Here is a 23,355-nt window from a genome sequence, read left to right on the forward strand (position 1 = left end):
ATTTGTGGCTTTTTTATTTCTTGATAGTGCACATAAAAAAACTCCCTCGCACAGGGTACAAGAGAGTTTCAGTAATACTTAGGGCGTCATTAGCGAGTAATTTACCTCACTAGAAAACCGCTCTATTTCGCTGTTTCGCTTACGTTTGCTTGACCTTTATCTACTTCTGTAAATAGACCTTTCAGCAGGCTCACACAGCCAATCAGAAGAATGACAGTGAACGGCAACGCTGCGATGATCGTGATAGATTGTAGTGCTTGGATAGATTGAGCACCACCAATCCACAACATCACCATTGCAATCGCACCTGAGATAACCGCCCACACTACTTTCTGTTTCACTGGTACTTCAAGCTTACCACCAGCCGTCATACCATCAATAACAATCGAACCTGAGTCTAGTGTCGTAACGAAGAACACAATGATCAGTGCCACTGCGATAACCGATAGGATGCTACCAAACGAGTACGCATCTAACATATGGAACAAGCTTAGCGATACATCGGTGATGCCTTGATCAAGACCAAGTTGACCGACATGATTAATGACCTGTTCAATCGCCACACCACCAAACACAGACATCCAAGCCGAAGTTACTAGCGTAGGAATAATCAGTACGCAGAACAAGAACTCACGAACCGTACGACCTTTAGAAATACGCGCTACAAACATACCGAAGAATGGCGCATACGCTACCCACCATGCCCAGTAGAACACAGTCCAACCATGCAGCCATGTGGTGTCTTCACGACCTGAACTCTGGCTCAATGCTACGATATTTTTCACATACCCTGTTGCTGCAGTCGCGACAGAATCAAGCACAGTAGTGAAGTTAAGCACAGCGATAAGGCCAAGGAACACAAATGCAATAACCATATTTAGGTTACTTAGGAACTTAACACCACCGTCCATACCACGAAGGACAGAGATGATCGCTAGGCCCATGATCAAAACAATAATAGATTGCTGAAGTAGGATATTGTTTTCCAAGCCAAACACGTGGCTAATACCACTTGCTGCTTGTGTACCACCCAAACCTAACGAAGTCGCCAAACCAAACAGAGTAACCAGTACTGTTAGCACGTCGATCACATCACCTGTTTTGCCCCACACTCGCTCACCCAAGATTGGGTAAAACACTGAGCGCATAGATAGCGGTAGACCTTTGTTATAAACAAAATACGCTAGGCAAAGTGCTGTCATGCCGTAGATAGCCCAAGCATGGAAACCCCAGTGGAATACCGTTGCACCCAGCGCTAACTCACGACCTGCTTCTGTAAAAGGTTCTGCGTTCAACGGAGTACCAAACCAGTTGGTAAAGAACGCGGTTGGCTCAGCAACACCCCAGAAAATAAGTCCAATACCCATACCGGCTGCGAATAACATCGCTATCCAAGAGGCCATTGAATAGTCTGCTGTTGCGTCTTCGCCACCTAAACGAACTTTACCTAAAGGTGAGCATGCCAAAATAACAGCAAAAATTAACATGATGTTAGCTCCCCACATAAATAGGAAGTCAAACTTTGATAGAACTGCACCCTTGATGGAATCAATTGCCGCTTTGGCATCTGCAGGAGGCAGTGCAAGAAGGGTGATGATGAAGAGAAGAGATAAGCCGACTGAGGCTACGAAAACTGTGTTATGGACATCCATGCCCCATTTACTGACGTTGTCTTGACCAACTTGATAGTCAGTAGAATCAATACTGTACTTTTTTGATTTAAAACTCATAAATTATGATGTTCGCATATCCGATTCAACGAATATAAGGACGCTCTCCATATCCAACTACTACTTGATTGGCTCGCCGCACTGCCTAAATAAAAGGCAATAAAAATCACAATATTTAGTGACAAATGGACTTACTTGCTCAATCCCAAGGCGCGCATTATAGCACAGCTCAAAGCATTTTGACTGAGATTTTGCTCAATAGTCACCCAAACCACCGTTGATAATGATAGTTAACCTAATAAAAACAGAATAAAATAAAAGAACAAAATTATTTTAATACAACAACTTAAATCAAAACTACACACTGTAAAGTCACATCCAAACTTTCTGCATATAATTTTGATAATCGCCCAATTTACTTATAGCTCTAATAAAAAAACCCGCTATAGGGGCGGGCAAATTACCAAAGGTAAAAGAGAAACGGATGTTAGCGCTGCATGCTGCAGCGCTCGATATTAGAGTGCGAAACAGAATCCAAGATTGTAGTCATCACCATTTTTCGCGGTGAACTCTTTATCTTCACTTGATGCATTTGGTCTGCCGCTTTCATCGCCCTTCACTAGGCTAACCCAGTGTCTGATTCCAGAAGAAATACTTGCGTCTGTTTGACCAAACGTGGTGCATGTCTCTAGTTGAATGTCTTCGATGTCAACAAGCTCAAGATTACCTGTGCCTTTCCGAGCGCCAATTGTCACTTCAACGTGCGTACCGCTTTCATCGCGAAACAGGATTGATGATGGTTTGGATTTATCACCTGTGTAAGCAACAAAATGCTTCGCACGTTTTAGGCCTGTGTGTTCACCATTTTTGAAGTAAACCTGAACATGTCGGTAGTCAATCTCATAGCTCACAACATCTTCATGAGAGCCCGACTCAAGAGGAAATAGAGTATCTAGCAACTGTTTCGCCATCTTCTGCTTTTCGAGTTGCTTGTCTGCTTTCACCATTTCGACGGCAAAGACAGCTTCAGCAATAAAAGTTGAATGGTTTCTGTGAAGTTCTGTTTTGTCTAGTGTCAGCATATTCATAGTCTATCCCTCGTACGGCTTTAAATTTCACGTAGGTCAAACATCCTAATTGACCCTTTTCAGATTTGTTCTTTACTGCTTGGTTTCCATGTTTTTCATACTACTGTTATTTTTGAAACAATTTCACAACAAAAATTACACACTGTGAATTTTACTAAATTGCTTTTTTACACACTCCTATTTTCAGGGGAAAAATGAGTGTTAAGCCATTAATTTAAATAGACTTACACTCACCACACTCTCACTTTTACGTCTTGTTTGATTTTGTGTAATATCCAACCCCAACTAGCTTGTTATCGATAACTCGATAGTAGGTATGTTTGGTTTCGACCTTACTCGACAATGGATTTAACCAGCGATAGGTATAAACACCACGGCCATTTTCTCGCGCAAGATTCAACATATCAGTGAGGATCGGCTTATCATCTGGGCTCAAGATTTCGTTGTGTGATCGCCCAACCAATTCCGGTGACACGCCATGAGCTAGTAGCTTTCCAGAACTCATGTCCATCACAAACACATACAAATCTCCTTCCACAAAGCTGCCTTCAGCGTCATTGAACTCAGCCAAGCTATCTTGTTCAGACTCCACTATCGCAGTCATCGCTCTCGCCAATAAATTCTTTGCCTCGGCCGCACTCGAACGTTCAGGATAATAACCGACAGCGACAATCACATCGCCTACTCGCTCAAAGAACGTAGTTTTCGGTTCACCCATACGATCAGTCGGGTTCGTCCAGTGATATTCCACCTCGCCAAAACCGTTATGGACCGCTTTTGTGATCATTTCTCGGAAAAATGGATTGCCGTAAACATCTTGTGTGTCCAATACACTGTCGCCCACCAGCACCATGGAAGAACCGCCACTGGCAAGAAATTGACCATCAATTCCGAGTGCAAACACGTATAACTCACCGTCTATGTACTCAGGGTCACTCATGAAATCTTTGACGCTTTCATCCCCATCGGTTTGAACGTGGATTACAGCTTTCGCCAGCAGAGTCTTGGCTCTTCTCTCTGCCTCGCTTACCACGTGGGGCTCAGAAATATCAAGCACATTAACAGGCTTAGCTTGTTTCTCTGTTTCAGAATGTTCGGCACGTAAACTAATGCCACTCACGACAGCGAACACAGCACAGCCAATGAGGATGATTCTGGATAAATTCATGGTTATCTCTCCTAATAGCCCACTAAGGACGGAAGCCAAAGCGTAATTTGTGGGAAGAAAGCGATAACGAAAACGCCCACAACAGAAGCAAGAACAAAAGGATGGATCTTCGCGGTAATTTGCTCAACCGTGGAACCCCCTATTCCCGAGGCAACAAAGATGTTTTCGCCAAGTGGCGGCGTAGCAAAGCCTATCGATAAGGTACATACGACCACAATACCCACGTGGGTAGGATCCGCACCTAACATGTACATGATTGGTAATAGAACCGGCACGATGATCATAATCGCTGCTAAGGTTTCCATGAACATGCCGATGAACAACAGCAAAGTAATCGTAAGCGCCCACACCATGTACATGTTGTCAGTAAAACTGAGCAAAGATTCAGCCACCACCACTGGAATTTTTTGTTCAATCAGTAAACGACCAAACACGGTAGCAGCAAACAGGATCAGCAACACACGTCCGGTGATCCACGTCGTGGTTGATAGAGATTTCATCACGCTTTTGAATGACAACTCGCGGTGAATAAATACACCCACAAACAGCGAATAAAAAATTGCCACAACCGCTGATTCTGTTGGTGTGAACATACCGCTGTAGATACCACCTAGAATCAAGAATGGCGCCAGTATCGACCATAAACCTCGACGCAAGTAATGCCTTACATCACCAAATGACCAATTTTCAGTGAGCCCTTTATAGCCTTCACGCTTGGCTATAAAATAGTTGGTCAGTACCAATGTCGATGCCATGATGAAACCAGGCACAACGCCTGCAACAAACAGTTTTGGAATCGATAAAGAAGCGAATTGACCATGTTGAGCAATAGCTTCTGGTGGCGCCATTAAGCCCATCGCAGAAATACCAAAGATAACCAAAGGAATGGATGGTGGAATAATAATCCCCAAGCCTCCGGATGCAGCCGTAACGGCCGATGCGTAGCTCTTATCGTAGTCACGCTTAACCATCGCAGGCACCATTAGCATACCTACCGCGGCGGTTGTCGCTGGGCCAGAGCCAGAGATAGCACCGAAGAAAAGACAGGCCATTACCGTTGCCGCACCAAGTCCACCTGTTACGGGCCCAGCTAAGCTTTCGGCAATATCAACCAAACGTTTGGAGATCCCAGCCGCCTCCATTAATGCCCCCGCAAGCACAAAAGCAGGCAGAGCCATGAGCGGGAAGTTACCTACCGAAGTAAATGCGATTTGTACCAGTGCGATAGGATTTTTGTCGAGCAACATATAGGCCGCCATCGAAGCGCCGGCCAGTGATACTGTGATTGGTGCACCTAGAATTAACAGGGTTAAGAAGCCACCAAATAAAATTAGAGTTAAATAGGATTCCATTATTACATCTCTCTATTACGACTATTCTCTGTGATGACTATTGCGCGGACTTTTGTGCCGTCATTTTGCGCAGCTCTTTGACTTCTGGATCTTCGTTGGTTGCGCCTTTGAATAAACGCTCATAGTTGTTCCAGATAATTCGAATCATCATCAGTGAAAACGCGATAGGTAAAATCATGTAGAAGTACTTCATCGGGATACCTGTAGTCTGAGACTTCCAAAACAGATTCATTTTGTTGAACACGAAGTCGTAGCTGAGGTAAACGAAGTAACCGTTGAAACAGAGCCATAAGAAGTCAGCGATGGTTTCACTCACGGTTTGCACGATTGGCGGAAAGAATTTGAAGTGAAAACTCACTCGGTTGTGTGCCGACATCTTGGCCGCCACAACAGCCCCTAGATAAGCAAACCAAACGAACATGTAAGTAGCGACCTCATCCCCCCACGGGATAGAGTAGTCGAATAGCTGACGCGTCAGGATTTGTGTAAACAGCAACAGGACAAAGCTTGCAAGCAACAAACAACAGGTATATTCCTCAATGTTGTTCAGGTGTTTTTTTATTGTTTTAGCGACTGACATATAACCTCCAATGTTGATTTTCACATGACAACCAGTCGCTCACGGTCCTAAAAGATCAGGTACAGAACAGCTCAACGAGTACAGCCATGTAAATGCCCTATCTCACTGTTCTATCGCTAGGTGATTAAGTCGCGGAGAACAGCAGATAGGGCGAATCTAATCGTTACTTTCTACCTAGTAACTCAAGAACGTCGTCTAGCTTGTCTTTGCCTCCGATGCTTGAGTAGAACTTAGGCCAAACTGATTTAGTCACCTTGTTGATCCACTCTTGCTCGTTGTCGGCTGGGTCTGTGAATACCATGCCTTTCGCTTGTAGCTCTTCGCGAATTTGGTTTTCCGTATTTTCTAAATAAGCGAAGCTGTGCTCTGTCGCTTCCTGACCTGCTTCAAGAATGATCTTCTGCATTTCAGGTGTTTGCTGTTGGAAGACCGTTTCACTCACGATGAGAGGTTCTAGAGAGAAAATGTAGCGAATGTTGGTCACGTACTTTTGTACTTCGTTGAACTTCATCGCATGCACTGTGATGTAAGGGTTATCTTGACCATCTACCACGCCCTGTTGCAGGCCAGTAAAGGTTTCAGACCAAGCCATTGGCGTTGGGTTTACGCCCCATGCTTGATAAGAAGCGATCATGATTTCGTTACGAGGAACACGAATCACGAGCCCTTTAAGATCTTCTGGGGAAGCGACAGGCTTTTTCGAGTTAGTCAGAACCCTAAAGCCTGAATAAGCCCAACCGACAATACGAACACCAGCGTCACGAATCGTGTTATCGACTAAGTCTTGGCCTACTTGACCTTGAGTCAGTAGCACAGCTTCTTCTGCGCTTTGAATCACGTAAGGCATGGTCAATAGACCAACGGTTGGAGAGAAAGGCGTCACGTTGTTGATCGCCAGTACAGAGAAGTCGAGAAGACCGATTGCCGCATCATTTACGGTGTCTTGCTCATTACCTAACTGACCGTTCGGGAACAGATCGATTTTCACTTTACCGTCTGTTTTTTGCTCCATGAGTTCAGAGAACGATGTCGCTAATTCCCACTGCGTACCACCAGCAGCATCGCCGATGGCCATTTTAAAATTCGCAGCTGCCGCGGTATGAGATAGCACCGCTGTTGCTACAATGGTGACACCAGCAATAATTTTATTTTTAATAAATTTCATAGTCTTAACCTTTCCTTTCATACAGACTTCCTGCCTGTACTTTGCTCACAAGGTGACCTGGTACAACTTTCCTGGTCGTAGTTCTATTTCCCTATTTTGGAAACAATGTTCGGGTAGTTACAGCCTTTCATCCTTTAACGAATACCACTGATAAAGGAACCGCTGCCCCATTCTTCGAAACGGCGCAAACATCTCTGATTCCACCACTTCCCTCACGTTGGGGAACGGAAGTTTTGATTCAAATATTGGTAGGTCGAGCGTATGACCTTCGCCTGCAATCCACTGAGCAAGACGCTTACCCGCTTGAGCGGAATACATCACGCCATTACCGCCATAGCCAAGGGCGTAGAAGATGGATTGTTTTGGATTCGGTTGATAAACCCTCGGCATCATGTCGTGGCTGACGTCCACCCAACCCCACCATGAATAATCGATTTTGATCTGATCGAGAGACGGGAATTTCCGAGTAAGGTCCGCTCTCAACATGTCTTCATATTTCTTTTCAGGTGCGTTCTTGCCACTGATAGCACTGCGTGTACCTATCTGTACTCGGTTATCCGGTAACAAACGGTAATAGTGGCGCAAAATTCGAGTATCAGTAATCACCTGATTAGTTTTGAAGTTACACGCGGCGATTTCGTCTTGAGTTAGCGGACGTGTGACCATTGAATTGGACAGTACTGGCAACAGGCGATTCTTAAGTTCTGAATGCAAGCCTTGGCTGGTATACCCACCCGTACAAACACCGACAGAACGCGCCTTCACAACACCACCTGGCGTCTTCAGGTAATGCACACCGCCACGAGTCTCCCAGCCCATAACGGGACTCGATGGGTGAACTTTAACGCCGAGTGCTCGCGCCTTTCTTAAGTAACCAAACGCCAGCTTCCCAGCATGAATGCCAATCCCTTCTGGCTCATGCATTGCGCCTGCCGCTTCTTGGTCTCCAACGTAATCACGCTTTACGGTTTCTGCATCTAAGATCTGCGCATCGTAGTCAAACGTGTCGCGCAACAACTTGGCTTCTTTCTCGAGTGTTGCCATCACTTTTGGACGGTGAGCAACATATAAATGACCGCCAGGTTGTGGGTCACAATCGATGTCTTTGATCAGTGACTTGAAGGTTTCCATGCCATCTACACATTCGCGGTGCATCTTTAGCGCCGTTTCGAGGCCCCAGCGTTCAATCCATTGTGAACGCTTCAAACGCCCTGAGGCACACTGCGCCTGACCACCATTTCGAGTGCTGCATCCCCAGCTTGAACGGTTCGCTTCAATCACCGTCGCTTTAATGCCATACATCTCAGCAAGGTGTATCGCAGTGCTTAGGCCGGTAAAGCCTGAACCGATAATCGCCACATCGACATCCATGTCCGATGTGATTGGGCCATCGTCTTCAGGTGGGGAACCTGCAGTATCTACCCAATACGTTGGGGCGTATTCTTTACCATGACCTGGCGTTTTATCCTTCAATGGATCGTACTTTGGATCGTATCTATCTTTTGCTTGTGTACTTTCTTGTGCTTGGGTGCTTTTCACCTTTGACTGCACATCGGCAGCCGGTTGTTCCATTACTAAACTCATAATTCGACTCTCCTAGTCATAACACGTGAACGGGTTGCGATTTCGTGTCTAGCTTGTGGGAGTCAAAAGAGGTCTTGTTTTACGGAAAGCATTTTTTACGCTGATTTTTCCACCTTTCAGGGTAAACACGTCGACCATGCGAGCTTCGATAATGCTGCCATCTGGGTTCGTAGCAGAAAACGTTGATTCACTCACAGCGCGATCACCGCACACAAAGTGGACAGGGTCACTCCAAGCGGCGTCTGGAAAATTCTGCCAAACCAATTCAAAGCTATTTCGAACCGCTTCGTACCCTTCGATAGTGTTTCCAACTAAGCCTTCACCAGCCACAGTATGGAACACACAATCTTCAGTCATGAACGACATTAACGCTTCGATATCATGGTTATTCCAAGCATCACTGAATGACTGTAAAAAGGCGGTGTCGACTTGGTTTTCCAGCACGAACGTCGTTGCATTGGTTTGCATATTCATATTCCAGAATCCTTTATGTTTACGTTATTGGTTTAAATTTCAGTAGCTTTGCGCCACTTTTTTATTAGAGTTTTTAAACTAGAAACCTGATTAATTTAACAACTTGATAACAAGTCGCACAACTCTAACTTCGAGTAGTGTTATATACAATCTCTAAGCTCACAGATTTCGTATTTTTACAAATTTAATTAGTGTTCTAAGTTTATTTAAACAAGACTTCACTCTATTTAAATAATTAAAATCAGACTTGAGAGAAGCCTTAATTTTCAATAAAGATATTAGTCGTTAGTCGAAGTCAAAATCTTGATGGTACTTTCGGCCATATTGTTCCAAAGTTCTATTATGAGTATTAACTTGTAATTCTATATTGCTTCCATCTTTACCCATAACCTTATTTCCATCGACGTGTGATTCACTTTTCAAATCAACCAGTGTCTCTTCGTTATACTCTGTAGGTTCATTTAACACATTCATGGATATTAACTCCTTTATCAGATTTACTTTGGCTGACGTAAGAACATGAACGGATACTAGACCGTTTGAATATCCTTTCTCGTCGTACAAAGGTTGAATGGCATCATTGCAACCTTCCTTAAACGGATGAATGGAATACCATTTGTCCTTACGTTGTTCTTGCTGATCACAATCAACAACATGAAATATCTGAGTTTTCTCAACACCACATGGTGTAAAGAAATCACTAACTCTTTCAAAATCAATTGCTTTAGTAATATTAATGCAGTCTTTACTCTGGCTATGACACAAAGCCCACAGCGCATTAACCAGGTTATCGCTCCATTCAAGTAAACGAGTGGGAAATCCCTGCTTCTTTGCTAAACACATCAGCAACCAATCATTTATGTCGTGAGAGTGCAATGAATGCCCACCATAGATACGAACCGTTGAAAGCAAATCTTGTTCGACTCGGCGTAAGTTCTTACGATTAGAACGACCCAAGCTCGGCATCAAGTTATTGTTTTCGTAATCACAAACGTTATAAATCAACCCACAAGGCTCATTGCACTCGCTAATAAAAGAATTGATTATTTGATAAAGTTCTTTGAGTGAGCTTATATAACGTTTATTGTTCATATTTACTTTCTACCACTCACCCATATAAATAATCATTCTTAGCTAAAAAATAAAGGTTAATGACTCTTCGAATACTCATACTAAAGTCGAATAAATCCAGTGATTCATCAATAATTACTATCTTAATATTCGGTTAATAATAATCATTGATAAAACCTCAATTTAGATAAAATATAGTGTGGAGTAATCGCTATTTGGTTAGTGCTCTAATATTAAGAGCAATGAACGTGAAAAATATCACTTAATGCAAAAAGAGTTTTCTTTCACGTTCAATTTTATATCAAAAACCACCACTTAATTTGTTTGCCCGGCCCCGACCTCGATGGCATTCTCCTTAACACTTTAGATAATACGGTGCCGGACAAACTTCCTATTGGTTATACGTAATCTTTGTATTTATCTAGGAAACGAACCGGTTTAGACAATGCGTCTCGACGGAACGGGTCACCCAGTTCTTGAGTACACATGATCTCAATGATGGTTGTTTTGCCTTCATTCATTTGCATGTCGATGGCTTTTTGTAAAGTTGGGCCAACATCTTCTAGCTTATCAACCGTGATACCTTCAGCGCCCATTGCTCGAGCGATCTCTGCAAAGCTTTGGTTATCCAGTTCACCTGCCACAAAGCGTCGGTTGTAAAAGTCGACTTGGTTCTTCTTCTCTGCGCCCCATTGACGGTTGTGGAATACCACCGCAGTCACAGGAATGTTATGACGAACACACGTCATGGTCTCCATCAGGCTCATGCCCCAGGCACCGTCGCCGGCATAAGAGATAGCAGGGCGATGAGGTGCAGCCGCTTTCGCACCAATAATGGTCGGGAACGCGTAGCCACAGTTACCGAAACTCATTGCCGCAAAGAAACTACGCGGTTTTTCAAAACGTAAATAGCTGTTTGCAACCGAGTTGATGTTACCGATATCCGTTGAGACCATTACATCTTCTGGCATCGCCTTTTCGAGTTCACGAAGTACTTGGCGTGGGTGAAGGTATTCACCACCAGAGAAAGGAGTCTCATGCGAGTTTTCTTCAATCATGTCCAAGCTGAACGAGTCACGTTCGTGCGTCCACTCATCAAGCTCTTTTTCCCACAGCGCTTTTTCTGTTGCGACTGTGTCTTGGCGAGCGCCTTTGTTGTCATCACATAAGAGTGCACGACCTTCCAATCTCTCGGTTAGTGCCACTGCTGCCGCTTTCGCATCACCACAAATACCCACAGAGATCTTCTTAACCAAGCCAAGCATCTTGTTGTCTGCATCAATCTGAATGATTTTCGCGTTCTTCGGCCAGTAATCCATACCGTGCTGAGGCAATGTGCCGAATGGACCAAGACGTGTACCAAGAGCAATAACCACATCCGCTTGAGCCATCAATTTCATTGCAGCTTTTGAACCTTGGTAACCTAGTGGACCACACCATAATGGGTGACTTGCTGGGAACGAATCATTGTGTAGGTAGCTGTTTACTACTGGCGCGCCTAGTCTTTCAGCCAGTGCTGCACACTCTTGAACCGCGTCAGCCATTACCACACCGCCACCAGAAATGATGACTGGGAATTTCGCTTCAGCAATCAGGTCTGCGGCTTCATTCAGAGATTTTTCACCACCAGGGCCACGGTCTAAGCGTGCCGGTTGAGGGATCTCGGTTTGAGTTTCACCGTAGAAGTAGTCACGTGGAATGTTAAGTTGAGTAGGCCCCATCTCGCTCATTGCACGGTCAAAGCATCGACCCGTGTACTCCGCCATACGATCAGGGTGGGTTACATGCCCTTGATACTTAGTAAACTCTTGGAACATTGGAAGTTGGTTACATTCTTGGAAACCACCTAAGCCCATTGTTTTAGTGCCTGTCTCTGGCGTCACAATTACAACAGGGCTGTGTGCCCAATACGCTGCTGCAATTGCTGTTACACAGTTACTGATACCCGGACCATTCTGGCCGATAACCACACCGTGGCGACCAGAAACTCGAGAGTAACCATCTGCCATGTGAGCAGCACCTTGCTCGTGTACCACTGGGACCAATCGAATGCCAGCAGGAGCAAAGATATCCATTGCATCCATAAATGCCGAACCCATGATGCCGAACATATCGGTGACATCATTGGCGACCATAGTTTCAACGAACGCTTCTGATGGTGTCATTGTTACTGTGCCGGAAACAACCGTACGTTTTTCTTGCTCACTCATTCTTCCATTCTCCTTGAGTTAACCGAAATTTCATTTTTCGGAATGAATTGTCTCTTTTTCGAATTCAAATTCACCTTAGTAGTAGATTTTTTGCGCGTCAACTTTTTACGTTAAAATGGAACAATTCATTCTAATTAATAAAACTAGATCACATTATTGGTAGTTTTTCGTACAAAAAGTGCCGTTAACTCCAAGAGAGAGGTTAATAATCGATAGCAGTTCAAAAATCACAGCAGTCATGGAAGCGATAATGGGGAATAAAGAATGAACAATGAGGAATTGCGACCAACGCAACAGGTAAGTGTAAGAGAGCATTTCGGCATCGAGAGCGACTTAACGGTATTGGCCTTTGAGAAAGTGGGAGAGTACGTACCCAAGATCGATCCCAACTACTGTTTTGATCCTGAAGTCACGCTCGCAATATTAGCGGGCTTCACATCTAACCGTCGCACGTTGATACAAGGCACACACGGAACCGGCAAGTCTTCTCATATAGAGCAAGTGGCAGCACGATTAAATTGGCCATGTTTGAGGATCAACCTAGATGGGCACCTAAGCCGATTGGATTTCATTGGCAAAGATAGCATCGTCATTAAAGATGGAATGCAGGTAACGGAATTTAAGGAAGGCATTCTTCCACAAAGCATCCAGCAGCCTATCGCATTGGTATTGGACGAATACGACGCGGGCCGACCTGATGTGATGTTTGTGATTCAGCAACTGTTAGAGCAAGACGGCAAATACACTTCTCTCGAGCAAAACCGAGTGATCACTCCCCACCCTTTTTTCCGCCTGTTTGCTACGTGCAATACACTCGGTTTAGGTAACTTTTCCGGTTTGTACTCCGGTACTCAAGTGCTTAACCATAGCCAACTTGACCGATGGAACATCATCGCGACACTTAACTATTTAGACCCACAACATGAAACTAAGATCGTGTTGTCAAAGCGCCCTGAGCTAAACAATGAAAGCGGTCAACAGTTAGTAGAGAAAATGATCGCCACCGCTGGTTTAACGCGAAATGGATTTAGAGCAGGCGACTTATCGACAGTTATGTCGCCAAGAACGGTAATTACATGGGCTGAGAATATTCGAATATTCAACAATGTAGCCACAGCATTTAGGCTGTCGTTCCTCAACCGTTGTGAAGATGAAGAAAAGGAGCTAGTTCGCGAATATTACTTCCGCTGCTTTGGTGAGGCACTAGAGGATCATACTCAGAGCTATTCTCAGTCGGAGTCTTAATCGATGGCTAATATTTCCTCCCAACAGAAAAAGATCCTCGATATTGGCGTGTCGGTTGCCAGAGCGATCAGCGGTGAGTTGAGCCTGAATTACCGAGGAGAGCGCCTCTACAACGGTAGTCGTCCTTGTTATCACTTATCGGCACACACCAACGATCTCACCTTTGTATCACGCCATGAGCTCATCAACAGTAAACTATCGATGAACGGTAAAATTGACTCATCGGCATTGAGACTGCTGCTTTCTGATGCTGAACTTCACTATTTACTGCGCCCAAAAAACGAAGTCGAGCGTTTACTGTTCGATTTTTGCGAACAGGTACGAATCGAGTCACAAGTCCCAGCTTACCTAAAAGGCGTCACTAAAAGCATTCAGTTCAACTTTGCGTATTGGAGCGATCAATATCATCAAAATGGCTTTACCGAATCTCGCATTGGTATTTTGTTATTCACATTAATGCAGGTCATCCACACTCGATTAACAGGTGTCCCAGTCTCAGAGCCCATCGCTGAAACCATTGAATCAACTCGGGCAGGCATAGTGCCTATTTTCGGAAGCAGCCTAAAGCGCTTGAAGGAACATAGATGCGACCAACAACAGTTTGCTAATTGCGCCAACGAACTGGCCTCTTTAGCACAAGAGCTCATCAACCAAGAACAAGAGAGTAATAATTCGCCGACACCAACGGTTGAAGAGGACATCAAAATCCTCGCGCAACTTGCTTTAATCGTTGATGGTGACATAGAAGATGAAGAGATTGATGCAGACATCACTGGCAGTAGTAAGGTCTTCGAATTGTCAGGCGCCAATTATCAAGTATTCAATTCAGAATTTGACCAAGTGATCGCCGCAGATAAGCTTGTTAGACGCGCCCTATTATTCGAATTGAGGCAAAAACTCACTGATGACCTGATGGCGAGACAAGTGAATACCCGACGCTTAGCCGCCATGCTCTCTGGTTTAGTTGCCACACCACAACGAATTCGACGCCAAGAACACCTAGAAGAAGGCATTGTCAACGCCACCGCCATCACTAAGCTCATCACTTCTCCTTTAGACCGTACGGTTTTTTATCAACCTGAAATTGGCCCGTCTCATCAATGTGCCATCACGTTTTTGATGGATTGTTCAGGGTCGATGCAAAAACACAGTCATAAACTCAGCCTACTAATGGATACGATTCTCAAATCCGTTGGACTCGCCAATATCCCCTTTGAAATTATCGGCTTCACCACCAACAACTGGAACGGTGGCAAGGTCTATCGTCAATGGCTGAAACAAAACCAACCGAAACATCCCGGGCGTTTAAACGAGGTTCGACATATCGTGTTTAAGGATTTTGATACGCATTGGAGACGCTCTCGCCTTGGCATTGCTAGCCTTCGAAAAGCGGACATCTTCAAAGAAGGAATTGATGGAGAAGCGGTTCAGTTTGCTAGCCAGCGATTGCTGCAGCACAGTGCACAACGAAAGATCTTGTTTGTGTTTTCGGACGGATGCCCAATGGATACCGCCACCAACACAGCCAATGATCAATTCTATTTAGACAACCACCTCAAACAGGTGATTGATCGCGAGACGACCAAGAATAATATTGAAATCCACGGCGTCGGTATGGGGGTAGATTTAAGCCCCTACTATCGCAGCAACATCACGTTGGATGCGCAAGAGAGCTGCTTGTTTGGACTATGTAGAGGGATCTTTGAGATGCTAAAGCGTGTTTGAACCTATGAAGCTTTGGCTAGCAACTCGCTAGCCTCATTGATAGAGCGTGTATTACGAAGAGCCCAACAATGACCATGCCGACACAGCCATCAAATACCCACCAATCAACATCAACACCATAAATACTAACTTTCTGAGTTGGTCATTCGACAAGGGAGGCGGAAAGCGGCGCGCGAACATGGTGACAAGCGCCACCAAAGGGATAGCAATCGCAGATAGCCACAATATACTTGCTTCCATATCACCTGCAGCGTAAACACTCACGGTACGCGACATCGACGTGCAAGCGAACACCATCAGCAGTGTGCTTCGTACTAGATCGAGCGTAAAAGGCTGCCGATAGAGATGGTAAACAATCGGTGGACCCGCCATCCCAAATAGCCCGCCCGCGAGACCAGAACTAAACCCTGACACAAAGAATGATAGGGTTGCTGAGCGCTCTGTTCTAGTTTTAGGTTTGAACATAAAACTCAAGCCTGCGAATAGCACCATAGCGCCCAACAAAGCTCGTAGGATATGCGTTGCAGATTCGCTCAATTCGCCTAGCAAGAACACCCCAAGTGACACGCCGGGGATAATACCGATCACTAACACTACAAGAATTTTGAGCTCACCAAGCAACGGCTTGCCCATTAAAGCAACCAAGCAATTGAACAAGGTGACAATGCTCACCACCGCGGCAATAACATTTAGGGAAACCAGATTAAGGCTGACCGTCAAACCAATCACAATGATGCCTAATCCAAAGCCCGTGACGGTTTGAAAATAGGTGCCTAGCGCAATGGTGGCCAAAATAGCGAGTAAAACCGGTAACTCCATTAATAATCCTAATTAGGTTATTTGGGGGTAATATGAGTGCATATCAGCGTTAGTTTAAGCAACTAATGTTAATACCTAAATTCAAATGTCGACTCTTGTCTTTCTTCAACATTAGCTTCAGTGTCAACCTTAGCGTCAGACACTTTCCCTTGTTGCGCTTGTACCGCGGTAACGGCAATCACGTTAAAGATATCCTCTGCACAGCACCCTCTTGATAAGTCATTAGCCGGTTGATTCAACCCTTGGAGTAAAGGACCAATGGCGACCGCACCACCTAACCTTTCTGCCAACTTGTAACCTATATTGCCCGCTTCGAGGTTGGGGAAGATCAACACATTCGATTGGCCTTTCACTTCGGAATCAGGCAACTTTTTAGCCGCAATTTCGGTAACAATCGCTGCATCAAGCTGAACATCTTGGTCAACCGCAATACCAGGGCAACGCTGTTTCACGATCTGCGCAGCACTACGCACCTTATCGACTGACTCATGTTTCGCGCTACCGTTGGTAGAGAATGAAAGCATCGCCAACTTAGGCTCTTCCATTAGCAATGCCTGAGCACTTTGAGAAGCGGCGACCGCGATTGATGCCAGCTCCGTTTCATTGGGGTTAATCACCAAGCCACAGTCACTGAAAATCAGACCACCTTTTAGATTATGGAAAGGCTCACACAACATCATAAGGAAGAAACTCGATACCAACTCGCTATCGGGAGCAGGACCGATGATCTGCAGTGCAGCTCGCACCACATCAGAAGTGGTATACACCGCACCATTTACCGTGCCGTCTACTAACCCTTCCCTCACCATCAAGTTGGCAAAAATAAGTGGGTCTTTAACCTTCTCCAAAGCATCTTCATACGTCATGCCTTTGGCTTTTCTTAACTCATATAGGCGCTCAGCTAATACGACTTTCAGAGCCGACGTTTGAGGTGAAACAATGTGAATACCGACTAGATTAATATGATGCAACTGCGCGGCTTCAATGATTGCCTTCTCATCCCCCACTAGCGTGATATGGGCGAGCTGTTTGTCTATCGCTAATCGTGCTGCGGCGAGCACTCGAGGATCTTCCGCTTCGCTCAACACCACTCGCTTACGATCTAAGTGAGCCTTATCAATAATCCGTTCAATTGCCTTCATGATAAAATTCCATTTATTGAGATTAATTGTTCCATAATTTAACTTTATATTATTGAAATAATAAAAAAGGTCAAATATTATTCAGATAATTGAAGGGAATTGATTTGCTATGTACACTCTTACACATAGACATATCGCAAGGATGAATCACTGTATGCAAACAGAAACACCACAAGTTCAAGGAGATACGCCAACTCTTCGACTTTTTGCTCTATTAGAGGTAATCGCACAGAAAGACGAATTCATTTCTCTTCAAGGATTAGTCGAAGAAACCGGGCTACCGAAACCGACGTTACACCGCATGCTGCAACAACTGGAATCAGCAGGCATCATTCAAAGAGATGGTGACGATAAGCACTACAGCTCAGGTATTCGACTCAGAAAACTGGCCGAAAACCTACTCTTCAATAGCACTATGCACAGTGCAAGACGCACGATTCTTGAAAACCTGCGTGCAGAAGTTGGCGAAAGCTGCAACCTGACAGCGCTATCAAGCGGCGAGATCATCTACCTTGACCGTGCAGAAACGGAAGCCCCACTTCGTTTCCACCTCCAACCCGGTTCTCGCGTTCCTGTGCATTGCTCGGCTACCGGCAAACTGTTTTTGGCTCACATGTCGAAATCACAGCGCAGACGACTGATCGAGAATGTGCCTCTGACGCAGTACACAGTGAAAACCATTACCGACTACTCCGTTCTAGAACAAGATATCGAAGAAGCGAAGATCCAAGGCTATGCCATTGACGATGAAGAGTTTCTTCCAGGTTTGGTGTGTATTGCGGTACTCATCCCATCACCAACCGGTCAATCCAACCTTGGTTTAGCAATTCAAGCACCTGTGATTCGAGTGAAGCCAGATGAAGCGATTAAGTTTTTGCCTGCACTGCAAAAAGCAGCGAGAGCACTAGCGAAAATCGAAGCAGACAACTGGGGCCAACAATAAAGCGTTATAGGCTATCTGGCTCCTGGTCAGCGGTAAGTTCACTCACAAGGTCAACACGTGTTAAGTAATCATCAATAAGGAACCACAATGCTCAAAATCAACAACAAGCAATTACTCTCTTTTATGGTGACAGAAGCAGACAGCGCGGTTGCGGTCACCAATCCAGCAACCGGTGAGGTTATTGGCTATGCGCCAATCTCTACCGAAGTGGAATTAGATAACGCCATCAAGCGTGCACATATAGCACAGAAAGAGTGGGCACAAGTGCCAGCTAAAACTCGCGCTGCGCTTTTGAATAATTGGTATAAGTTGATCCTTGAAAACAAAGATGATCTTGCTCGCTTAATGACTATGGAACAAGGTAAACCATTGGCTGAAGCCACTGGCGAAGTGGTTTACGGCGCAAGCTTTATTGAGTGGTTCGCCGAAGAAGCTAAACGCACCTACGGCGACTCGATCCCTAGTACGGCGGCAGATAAACGCCTAGTCACCATCAAACAACCGATTGGGGTAGCCTGTGCCATTACGCCGTGGAACTTTCCAGTGGCGATGATCACCCGCAAAGCTGCGCCTGCATTAGCCGCTGGCTGTAGCTTCATTGTGAAGCCTTCTGACGAAACGCCACTTTCTGCGTTTGCGGTCGTTAAACTGGCTTACCAAGCTGGAATCCCTGAAGACCTTATTCAAGTGGTTTTAGGGAATAGTCCGGAACAAATCGGCGAACTGTTTACCTCTCACCCATTAATCAAAAAGATCTCATTTACCGGCTCTACCCGTGTTGGCAGCATCTTAATGGCGCAAGCCGCCAAAGGCATCAAACGTACCTCAATGGAACTTGGCGGCAACGCACCATTTATTGTGTTTGATGACGCAGACATCGACGCTGCCGTGCAAGGCGCAATGGCTTCGAAATTCCGCAATGCAGGGCAAACCTGTGTTTGTGCTAACCGTTTCTATATCCACAGCAAGGTACACGACGAGTTTGTGGCTAAGTTCGACCAAGCAGTACAACAGCTTAAGGTCGGCAATGGCTTAGATGAAGGCGTCAACATTGGCCCAGTCATCAGTGAAAGAGCAAAGCAAAACATCCAAGGCTTAATTGACCGAGCGATTGAACAAGGTGCACAGCCAGTGACACCAACTCAATTACTCGGTGGCCAATTTATTCAACCCGTCATTCTTAAAGACGTGAAACATGACATGGACATCGTTCAGCAAGAGATCTTTGGCCCTGTCGCTCCAGTTATGAAGTTCGATAGTGATGAAGAACTCATCGAGATGGCGAACGATACGATTTATGGTTTAGCGTCTTACTTCTACAGCCAGAATATTCACCGTGTTTGGAAGGTAGCAGAAGCGCTTGAATACGGTATGGTTGGCATCAATGACGGCTTGATCTCTACTGAAGTAGCACCGTTTGGTGGGGTTAAACAGTCGGGTATTGGTCGTGAAGGGGCAAAAGAAGGCATCGATGAGTACATGGATATTAAGTATCTATGTTTTGGTGGAAATTAAGGTTTTGGTGGAAATTAAGGCTTCGGTGGAAACTAGACTTTTCTCTTCGCTCCTCTAACCCTCTAAAAACGAAAGCTAAAAAAAAGCCGCGCTATTATTGCGCGGCACCTTGGGCTCGGTTAAGGGGGGTTTCTTTTTTTAGTATTTTACATTCTCTGTTTTTATTATTCGTTCACTCCGCTATTTCAGCGGACTTGGCTTTTGGTGCTTTCGCTTATCTGCGATTCAACACTTTCCGACTCAAGCACTCTGCGCTTTCAACTTTAGACGCATCGCGTGTAACACTGGCTCGGTATAACCGCTTGGCTGAGCACAGCCTTCAAACACCAACTGACACGCTGCAGAAAACGCAATGTTGTTTTCAAAATTAGGCGCCATATTCTGGTAGCTTGGATCCCCAGCGTTTTGCTCATCAACCACAGCTGCCATGCGCTTCATTGTTTTCATAACTTGGGCTTCATCGCAAATGCCATGGCGTAACCAGTTTGCAATGTGCTGGCTTGAAATACGCAGCGTGGCACGGTCTTCCATGAGTCCTACGTTATTAATATCAGGAACTTTCGAACAACCTACACCTTGGTCAATCCAACGCACTACGTAACCTAGAATGCCTTGCGTATTGTTATCCAATTCATTTTGAATATCTTGTGCAGTCAGCTTTTGATTACCCAATAGAGGAATAGTAAGGATATCGTCAACGTTCGCTCTCACACGCTCGCGCAGCTCTTTTTGGCGACTTGGAACACTGACCTTGTGGTAGTGTAAGGCATGCAAAGTAGCCGCGGTTGGCGAAGGAACCCAAGCGGTATTAGCACCCGCTTGTGGGTGACCAATTTTGGCATCCATCATCTTCGCCATGTTATCTGGTTCTGGCCACATACCCTTACCAATTTGGGCTTTACCTTGCAGGCCACAAGCTAAGCCCAGATCAACGTTTTGATCTTCGTAAGCGCCAATCCATGTCATGGTTTTCAATTGTGTTTTAGGTGCAAATGGACCCGCTTCCATACTCGTATGAATCTCGTCACCCGTTCGATCCAAGAAACCTGTATTGATAAACACAACACGATCTTTAGCGGCGCGGATACACTCTTTCAAGTTCACAGAGGTACGGCGCTCTTCATCCATAATGCCAACTTTGATAGTAAAGCGCTCAAGACCTAATGCGTCTTCAATGCGACCAAAAAGTTCATTGGTAAATGCTACTTCTTCAGGGCCATGCATCTTAGGTTTTACGATATTGATGCTGTTAGCTGTCGAGTTTTGATAAGCACTGTTGCCTTTCAAATCGTGCATTGCGATCAGTGAAGTGATCATGCCATCCATGATGCCTTCAGGTACTTCATTCCCTTCATCATCAATGATCGCTGGGTTCGTCATTAAATGACCAACATTGCGAACAAACAACATGCTTCGGCCTTTAAGCGAGATCTCACCACCCGTTACGCTGGTGTATTGACGATCTGGATTCAAGCTACGAACAATAGTCTTGCCATTTTTTTCTAATGACTCTTGTAGATCACCTTTCATCAAACCTAACCAGTTACGGTAAGCCAGTGCTTTATCTTCACCATCAACAGCGGCTACTGAGTCTTCACAATCCATAATGGTAGTCAGTGCAGATTCCACCAACACATCTTTAATACCGGCTGCATCAACGCTGCCGATTGGTGCACTAGGATCGATTTGAATTTCAATATGAAGGTTATTGTGTTTAAGCAGGATACAAGAAGGCGCACTAGCGTCACCCTGATAACCAATAAATTGATTGCGGTCGATTAGCGTGACTTCTTCGCCGTTATCTAGAGTTGCGGTAAGCGTGTTGCCGATACTCACGTTACTGATGCTGTATTTAGTCACGTCTTTATGAGAAACGCCATTGAGCGGTGCGGCATCATCAAGGAAACCACGAGCATAACTCACCACTTTGGCACCACGTACCGGGTTAAAGCTGCCGCCTTTCTCGGCGCCATCACTCTCGCTGATCACGTCTGTGCCGTAGAGCGCATCATATAGACTGCCCCAGCGCGCGTTTGCTGCGTTAAGTGCAAAACGCGCGTTCATGATAGGCACTACAAGCTGCGGCCCAGCTTGTGTTGCGATTTCAGGCTCAACATTGGCAGTCGTTACTTGGAAGTCATCGCCTTCAGGTACTAGGTAGCCGATCTGCTGTAGGAACTGTTTATATTCTGCAGCATCCAGTGTTTGACCCGCACGCTCTTGGTGCCACACATCGATTTGATGTTGAAGATCTTCACGCTTGATAAGCAATGCACGATTCTTTGGTGCCAGATCTTTGAGGATGGCTGCAAATGACTGCCAGAAGTCTTCTGCAAGAATACCCGTGCCAGGGATGATCTGTTCATTAACTAGTTGGTAGAGGGTGCTATCTATGTTCAAGCTTCCCTGTTGAATACGACTGCTCATAAAATCTCTCTCAAGATAATCACTGACTACTCACTTAAATTTACGTAACTGACGAAAATTTAGCTAATTTATGCCACTTATAATGGACATTCACAAAAGAAATACCCTAAAAATAGGGTTATTCTGTCACACCACTTTCGATTTCATTGGCGACACTTTTTATCAAGCGACGCATCCACTGGTGGTCTGGATTGGTTTGTAACAACGGGCTCCACGCCATCTTCACTTCAAAAGGTTCGATGGCAAAAGGAGCGGGTTTGATCAATAACTTAGGGTTATTGCGTTGCAGCTGTGCTGCTTTGGTTGGGATGGTAAGGATCAAGTTTTTCTGTTGCGCGAATAAAATCGCTGACAGGTAATGTCGAGTAAACACGGTAATGTTTCGGGTTTTACCAATACGCATTAGCGCTTCATCGATCCAACCTAATTTCTGCGCTTCACTTGGGTTAATCCCAACGCCTGTACCCATACCTGTTTTGCTCACCCAAATGTGTTGCGCTTTTAAATAAGAAAGAATATCGAAATTGTCAGCTATCGGGTTGTCGCAGCTAAATAAGCAAGAGAAGCCGTCGTGCCAAAGGCTCATCTGGTGAAAGGACTGAGGAATATCGTCGAAGCGGTTAATGATGATATCAACGGTACCCTGCTCTACATCCTGATAACTCACGTCACTTGGCGTCATAATATCGAGGCGTATTTTCGGCGCTATCTCACTCAACTTTCTTAATAGCGGCTGAATAATGGTGGATTCAGCATAGTCACTCGCCATAATACGAAATACGCGTTCACTATCTTCTGCGTTAAATTCCGTCGTCGGTTGCAAGGTCTTTTCTACATTAGCCAAGATGTTGCGAATCAAAGGTTGCAACTTTTGCGCGCGCTCGGTTGGTACCATTCCTTCACTTGTTCTGACCAGCAACGGATCCTCAAGTAGATCGCGTAATCGGCGCAGTCCATTACTCATTGCAGGCTGAGTAATCCCCAGCTGATTCGCTGCTCGCGTAACGTTTCTTTCACGTAGCAACATGTCTAAATACACAAGTAAATTAAGGTCTATACGAGCAATATTCATATAAAAAATACCGAATATAATAACTATAAATTAACAAAATTATCACATGCATGGTTATTCTTTGTCCATAGCAAAGTTTTAATCCAAGCCAAGTTGGCAACCATA

The 23,355-nt window shown here is 45.0% G+C and carries 18 protein-coding genes; 4 read left to right on the forward strand and 14 right to left on the reverse strand.

Annotated elements, in window-relative coordinates; genetic code table 11:
• Positions 1–122: 122 nt before the first annotated feature.
• From OH460_RS11745 to xsc, 10 genes are all read right to left on the reverse strand, one after another.
• Positions 123–1,730: a BCCT family transporter gene (locus OH460_RS11745; RefSeq protein ID WP_269997256.1), complete on the reverse strand. Its 1,608-nt coding sequence runs from the start codon at positions 1,728–1,730 to the stop codon at positions 123–125.
• A gap of 455 nt (positions 1,731–2,185) precedes the next feature.
• Positions 2,186–2,758, reverse strand: a complete 573-nt coding sequence (locus OH460_RS11750; RefSeq protein ID WP_004737666.1) for a malate synthase — start codon at positions 2,756–2,758, stop codon at positions 2,186–2,188.
• Between the two features lie 247 nt (positions 2,759–3,005).
• A complete protein-coding gene (locus OH460_RS11755) occupies positions 3,006–3,926 on the reverse strand; it encodes a cache domain-containing protein (RefSeq protein WP_269997260.1) in 921 nt (306 codons plus the stop codon).
• Positions 3,927–3,937: 11 nt separating this feature from the next.
• Positions 3,938–5,278 carry a TRAP transporter large permease gene (locus tag OH460_RS11760; protein WP_061032193.1) on the reverse strand — a complete coding sequence of 447 codons (1,341 nt, stop codon included), beginning with the start codon at positions 5,276–5,278 and terminating at the stop codon, positions 3,938–3,940.
• A 37-nt stretch (positions 5,279–5,315) separates the two neighbouring features.
• The gene (locus tag OH460_RS11765; protein ID WP_076651792.1) at positions 5,316–5,858 is read right to left on the reverse strand and encodes a TRAP transporter small permease; all 543 of its coding nucleotides are present in this window, start codon (positions 5,856–5,858) and stop codon (positions 5,316–5,318) included.
• Positions 5,859–6,021: 163 nt separating this feature from the next.
• Positions 6,022–7,023 carry a TRAP transporter substrate-binding protein gene (locus OH460_RS11770; RefSeq protein WP_269997269.1) on the reverse strand — a complete coding sequence of 334 codons (1,002 nt, stop codon included), beginning with the start codon at positions 7,021–7,023 and terminating at the stop codon, positions 6,022–6,024.
• Between the two features lie 117 nt (positions 7,024–7,140).
• Positions 7,141–8,607, reverse strand: coding sequence for an NAD(P)/FAD-dependent oxidoreductase (locus tag OH460_RS11775; protein WP_269997271.1), 1,467 nt, complete (start codon positions 8,605–8,607; stop codon positions 7,141–7,143).
• Positions 8,608–8,655: 48 nt separating this feature from the next.
• Entirely contained in the window at positions 8,656–9,081 is a 426-nt protein-coding gene (locus tag OH460_RS11780; protein ID WP_269997273.1) for a nuclear transport factor 2 family protein, read from the reverse strand.
• A gap of 285 nt (positions 9,082–9,366) precedes the next feature.
• Entirely contained in the window at positions 9,367–10,173 is an 807-nt protein-coding gene (locus OH460_RS11785) for an FRG domain-containing protein (RefSeq protein WP_269997275.1), read from the reverse strand.
• 377 nt (positions 10,174–10,550) lie between these two features.
• The gene (xsc, locus tag OH460_RS11790; RefSeq protein ID WP_061032189.1) at positions 10,551–12,362 is read right to left on the reverse strand and encodes a sulfoacetaldehyde acetyltransferase; all 1,812 of its coding nucleotides are present in this window, start codon (positions 12,360–12,362) and stop codon (positions 10,551–10,553) included.
• Between the two features lie 264 nt (positions 12,363–12,626).
• Between xsc and OH460_RS11795 the strand changes: the two genes are divergently transcribed.
• Both OH460_RS11795 and OH460_RS11800 read left to right on the forward strand, forming a co-directional pair.
• The gene (locus OH460_RS11795; protein ID WP_269997281.1) at positions 12,627–13,607 is read left to right on the forward strand and encodes an AAA family ATPase; all 981 of its coding nucleotides are present in this window, start codon (positions 12,627–12,629) and stop codon (positions 13,605–13,607) included.
• 3 nt (positions 13,608–13,610) lie between these two features.
• Positions 13,611–15,332 (forward strand): cobaltochelatase CobT-related protein, encoded by a 1,722-nt coding sequence (locus OH460_RS11800; RefSeq protein ID WP_269997283.1) that lies wholly within the window; start codon positions 13,611–13,613, stop codon positions 15,330–15,332.
• Between the two features lie 51 nt (positions 15,333–15,383).
• Here the strand turns inward: OH460_RS11800 and OH460_RS11805 are convergent, their stop codons facing one another.
• Positions 15,384–16,151 carry a sulfite exporter TauE/SafE family protein gene (locus tag OH460_RS11805; RefSeq protein WP_269997285.1) on the reverse strand — a complete coding sequence of 256 codons (768 nt, stop codon included), beginning with the start codon at positions 16,149–16,151 and terminating at the stop codon, positions 15,384–15,386.
• Between the two features lie 68 nt (positions 16,152–16,219).
• A complete protein-coding gene (gene pta, locus OH460_RS11810) occupies positions 16,220–17,293 on the reverse strand; it encodes a phosphate acetyltransferase (RefSeq protein WP_269997287.1) in 1,074 nt (357 codons plus the stop codon).
• 154 nt (positions 17,294–17,447) lie between these two features.
• On the opposite strand from pta, the gene OH460_RS11815 reads away from it, so the two are divergent.
• A complete protein-coding gene (locus OH460_RS11815; protein ID WP_269997289.1) occupies positions 17,448–18,236 on the forward strand; it encodes an IclR family transcriptional regulator in 789 nt (262 codons plus the stop codon).
• Between the two features lie 87 nt (positions 18,237–18,323).
• Entirely contained in the window at positions 18,324–19,751 is a 1,428-nt protein-coding gene (locus OH460_RS11820) for an NAD-dependent succinate-semialdehyde dehydrogenase (RefSeq protein WP_269997291.1), read from the forward strand.
• A 240-nt stretch (positions 19,752–19,991) separates the two neighbouring features.
• Here the strand turns inward: OH460_RS11820 and OH460_RS11825 are convergent, their stop codons facing one another.
• Both OH460_RS11825 and OH460_RS11830 read right to left on the reverse strand, forming a co-directional pair.
• Positions 19,992–22,178, reverse strand: a complete 2,187-nt coding sequence (locus OH460_RS11825) for a malate synthase G (protein WP_269997293.1) — start codon at positions 22,176–22,178, stop codon at positions 19,992–19,994.
• Positions 22,179–22,296: 118 nt separating this feature from the next.
• Positions 22,297–23,250 (reverse strand): LysR family transcriptional regulator, encoded by a 954-nt coding sequence (locus OH460_RS11830; RefSeq protein WP_063525311.1) that lies wholly within the window; start codon positions 23,248–23,250, stop codon positions 22,297–22,299.
• Positions 23,251–23,355 lie beyond the last annotated feature (105 nt).

The organism is Vibrio sp. Makdt (genome assembly GCF_027587015.1).
Classification (GTDB): domain Bacteria; phylum Pseudomonadota; class Gammaproteobacteria; order Enterobacterales; family Vibrionaceae; genus Vibrio; species Vibrio chagasii_B.

Coding starts and splice junctions, on each gene's coding strand:
- OH460_RS11805 (WP_269997285.1), bottom strand. CDS start 16,151: ATGGAGTTACCGGTTTTACTCGCTATTTTGGCCACCATTGCGCTAGGC.
- OH460_RS11775 (WP_269997271.1), bottom strand. CDS start 8,607: ATGAGTTTAGTAATGGAACAACCGGCTGCCGATGTGCAGTCAAAGGTG.
- xsc (WP_061032189.1), bottom strand. CDS start 12,362: ATGAGTGAGCAAGAAAAACGTACGGTTGTTTCCGGCACAGTAACAATG.
- OH460_RS11770 (WP_269997269.1), bottom strand. CDS start 7,023: ATGAAATTTATTAAAAATAAAATTATTGCTGGTGTCACCATTGTAGCA.
- OH460_RS11800 (WP_269997283.1), top strand. CDS start 13,611: ATGGCTAATATTTCCTCCCAACAGAAAAAGATCCTCGATATTGGCGTG.
- OH460_RS11795 (WP_269997281.1), top strand. CDS start 12,627: ATGAACAATGAGGAATTGCGACCAACGCAACAGGTAAGTGTAAGAGAG.
- OH460_RS11755 (WP_269997260.1), bottom strand. CDS start 3,926: ATGAATTTATCCAGAATCATCCTCATTGGCTGTGCTGTGTTCGCTGTC.
- OH460_RS11765 (WP_076651792.1), bottom strand. CDS start 5,858: ATGTCAGTCGCTAAAACAATAAAAAAACACCTGAACAACATTGAGGAA.
- OH460_RS11815 (WP_269997289.1), top strand. CDS start 17,448: ATGCAAACAGAAACACCACAAGTTCAAGGAGATACGCCAACTCTTCGA.
- OH460_RS11750 (WP_004737666.1), bottom strand. CDS start 2,758: ATGAATATGCTGACACTAGACAAAACAGAACTTCACAGAAACCATTCA.
- OH460_RS11785 (WP_269997275.1), bottom strand. CDS start 10,173: ATGAACAATAAACGTTATATAAGCTCACTCAAAGAACTTTATCAAATA.
- OH460_RS11820 (WP_269997291.1), top strand. CDS start 18,324: ATGCTCAAAATCAACAACAAGCAATTACTCTCTTTTATGGTGACAGAA.
- pta (WP_269997287.1), bottom strand. CDS start 17,293: ATGAAGGCAATTGAACGGATTATTGATAAGGCTCACTTAGATCGTAAG.
- OH460_RS11780 (WP_269997273.1), bottom strand. CDS start 9,081: ATGAATATGCAAACCAATGCAACGACGTTCGTGCTGGAAAACCAAGTC.
- OH460_RS11760 (WP_061032193.1), bottom strand. CDS start 5,278: ATGGAATCCTATTTAACTCTAATTTTATTTGGTGGCTTCTTAACCCTG.
- OH460_RS11825 (WP_269997293.1), bottom strand. CDS start 22,178: ATGAGCAGTCGTATTCAACAGGGAAGCTTGAACATAGATAGCACCCTC.
- OH460_RS11830 (WP_063525311.1), bottom strand. CDS start 23,250: ATGAATATTGCTCGTATAGACCTTAATTTACTTGTGTATTTAGACATG.
- OH460_RS11745 (WP_269997256.1), bottom strand. CDS start 1,730: ATGAGTTTTAAATCAAAAAAGTACAGTATTGATTCTACTGACTATCAA.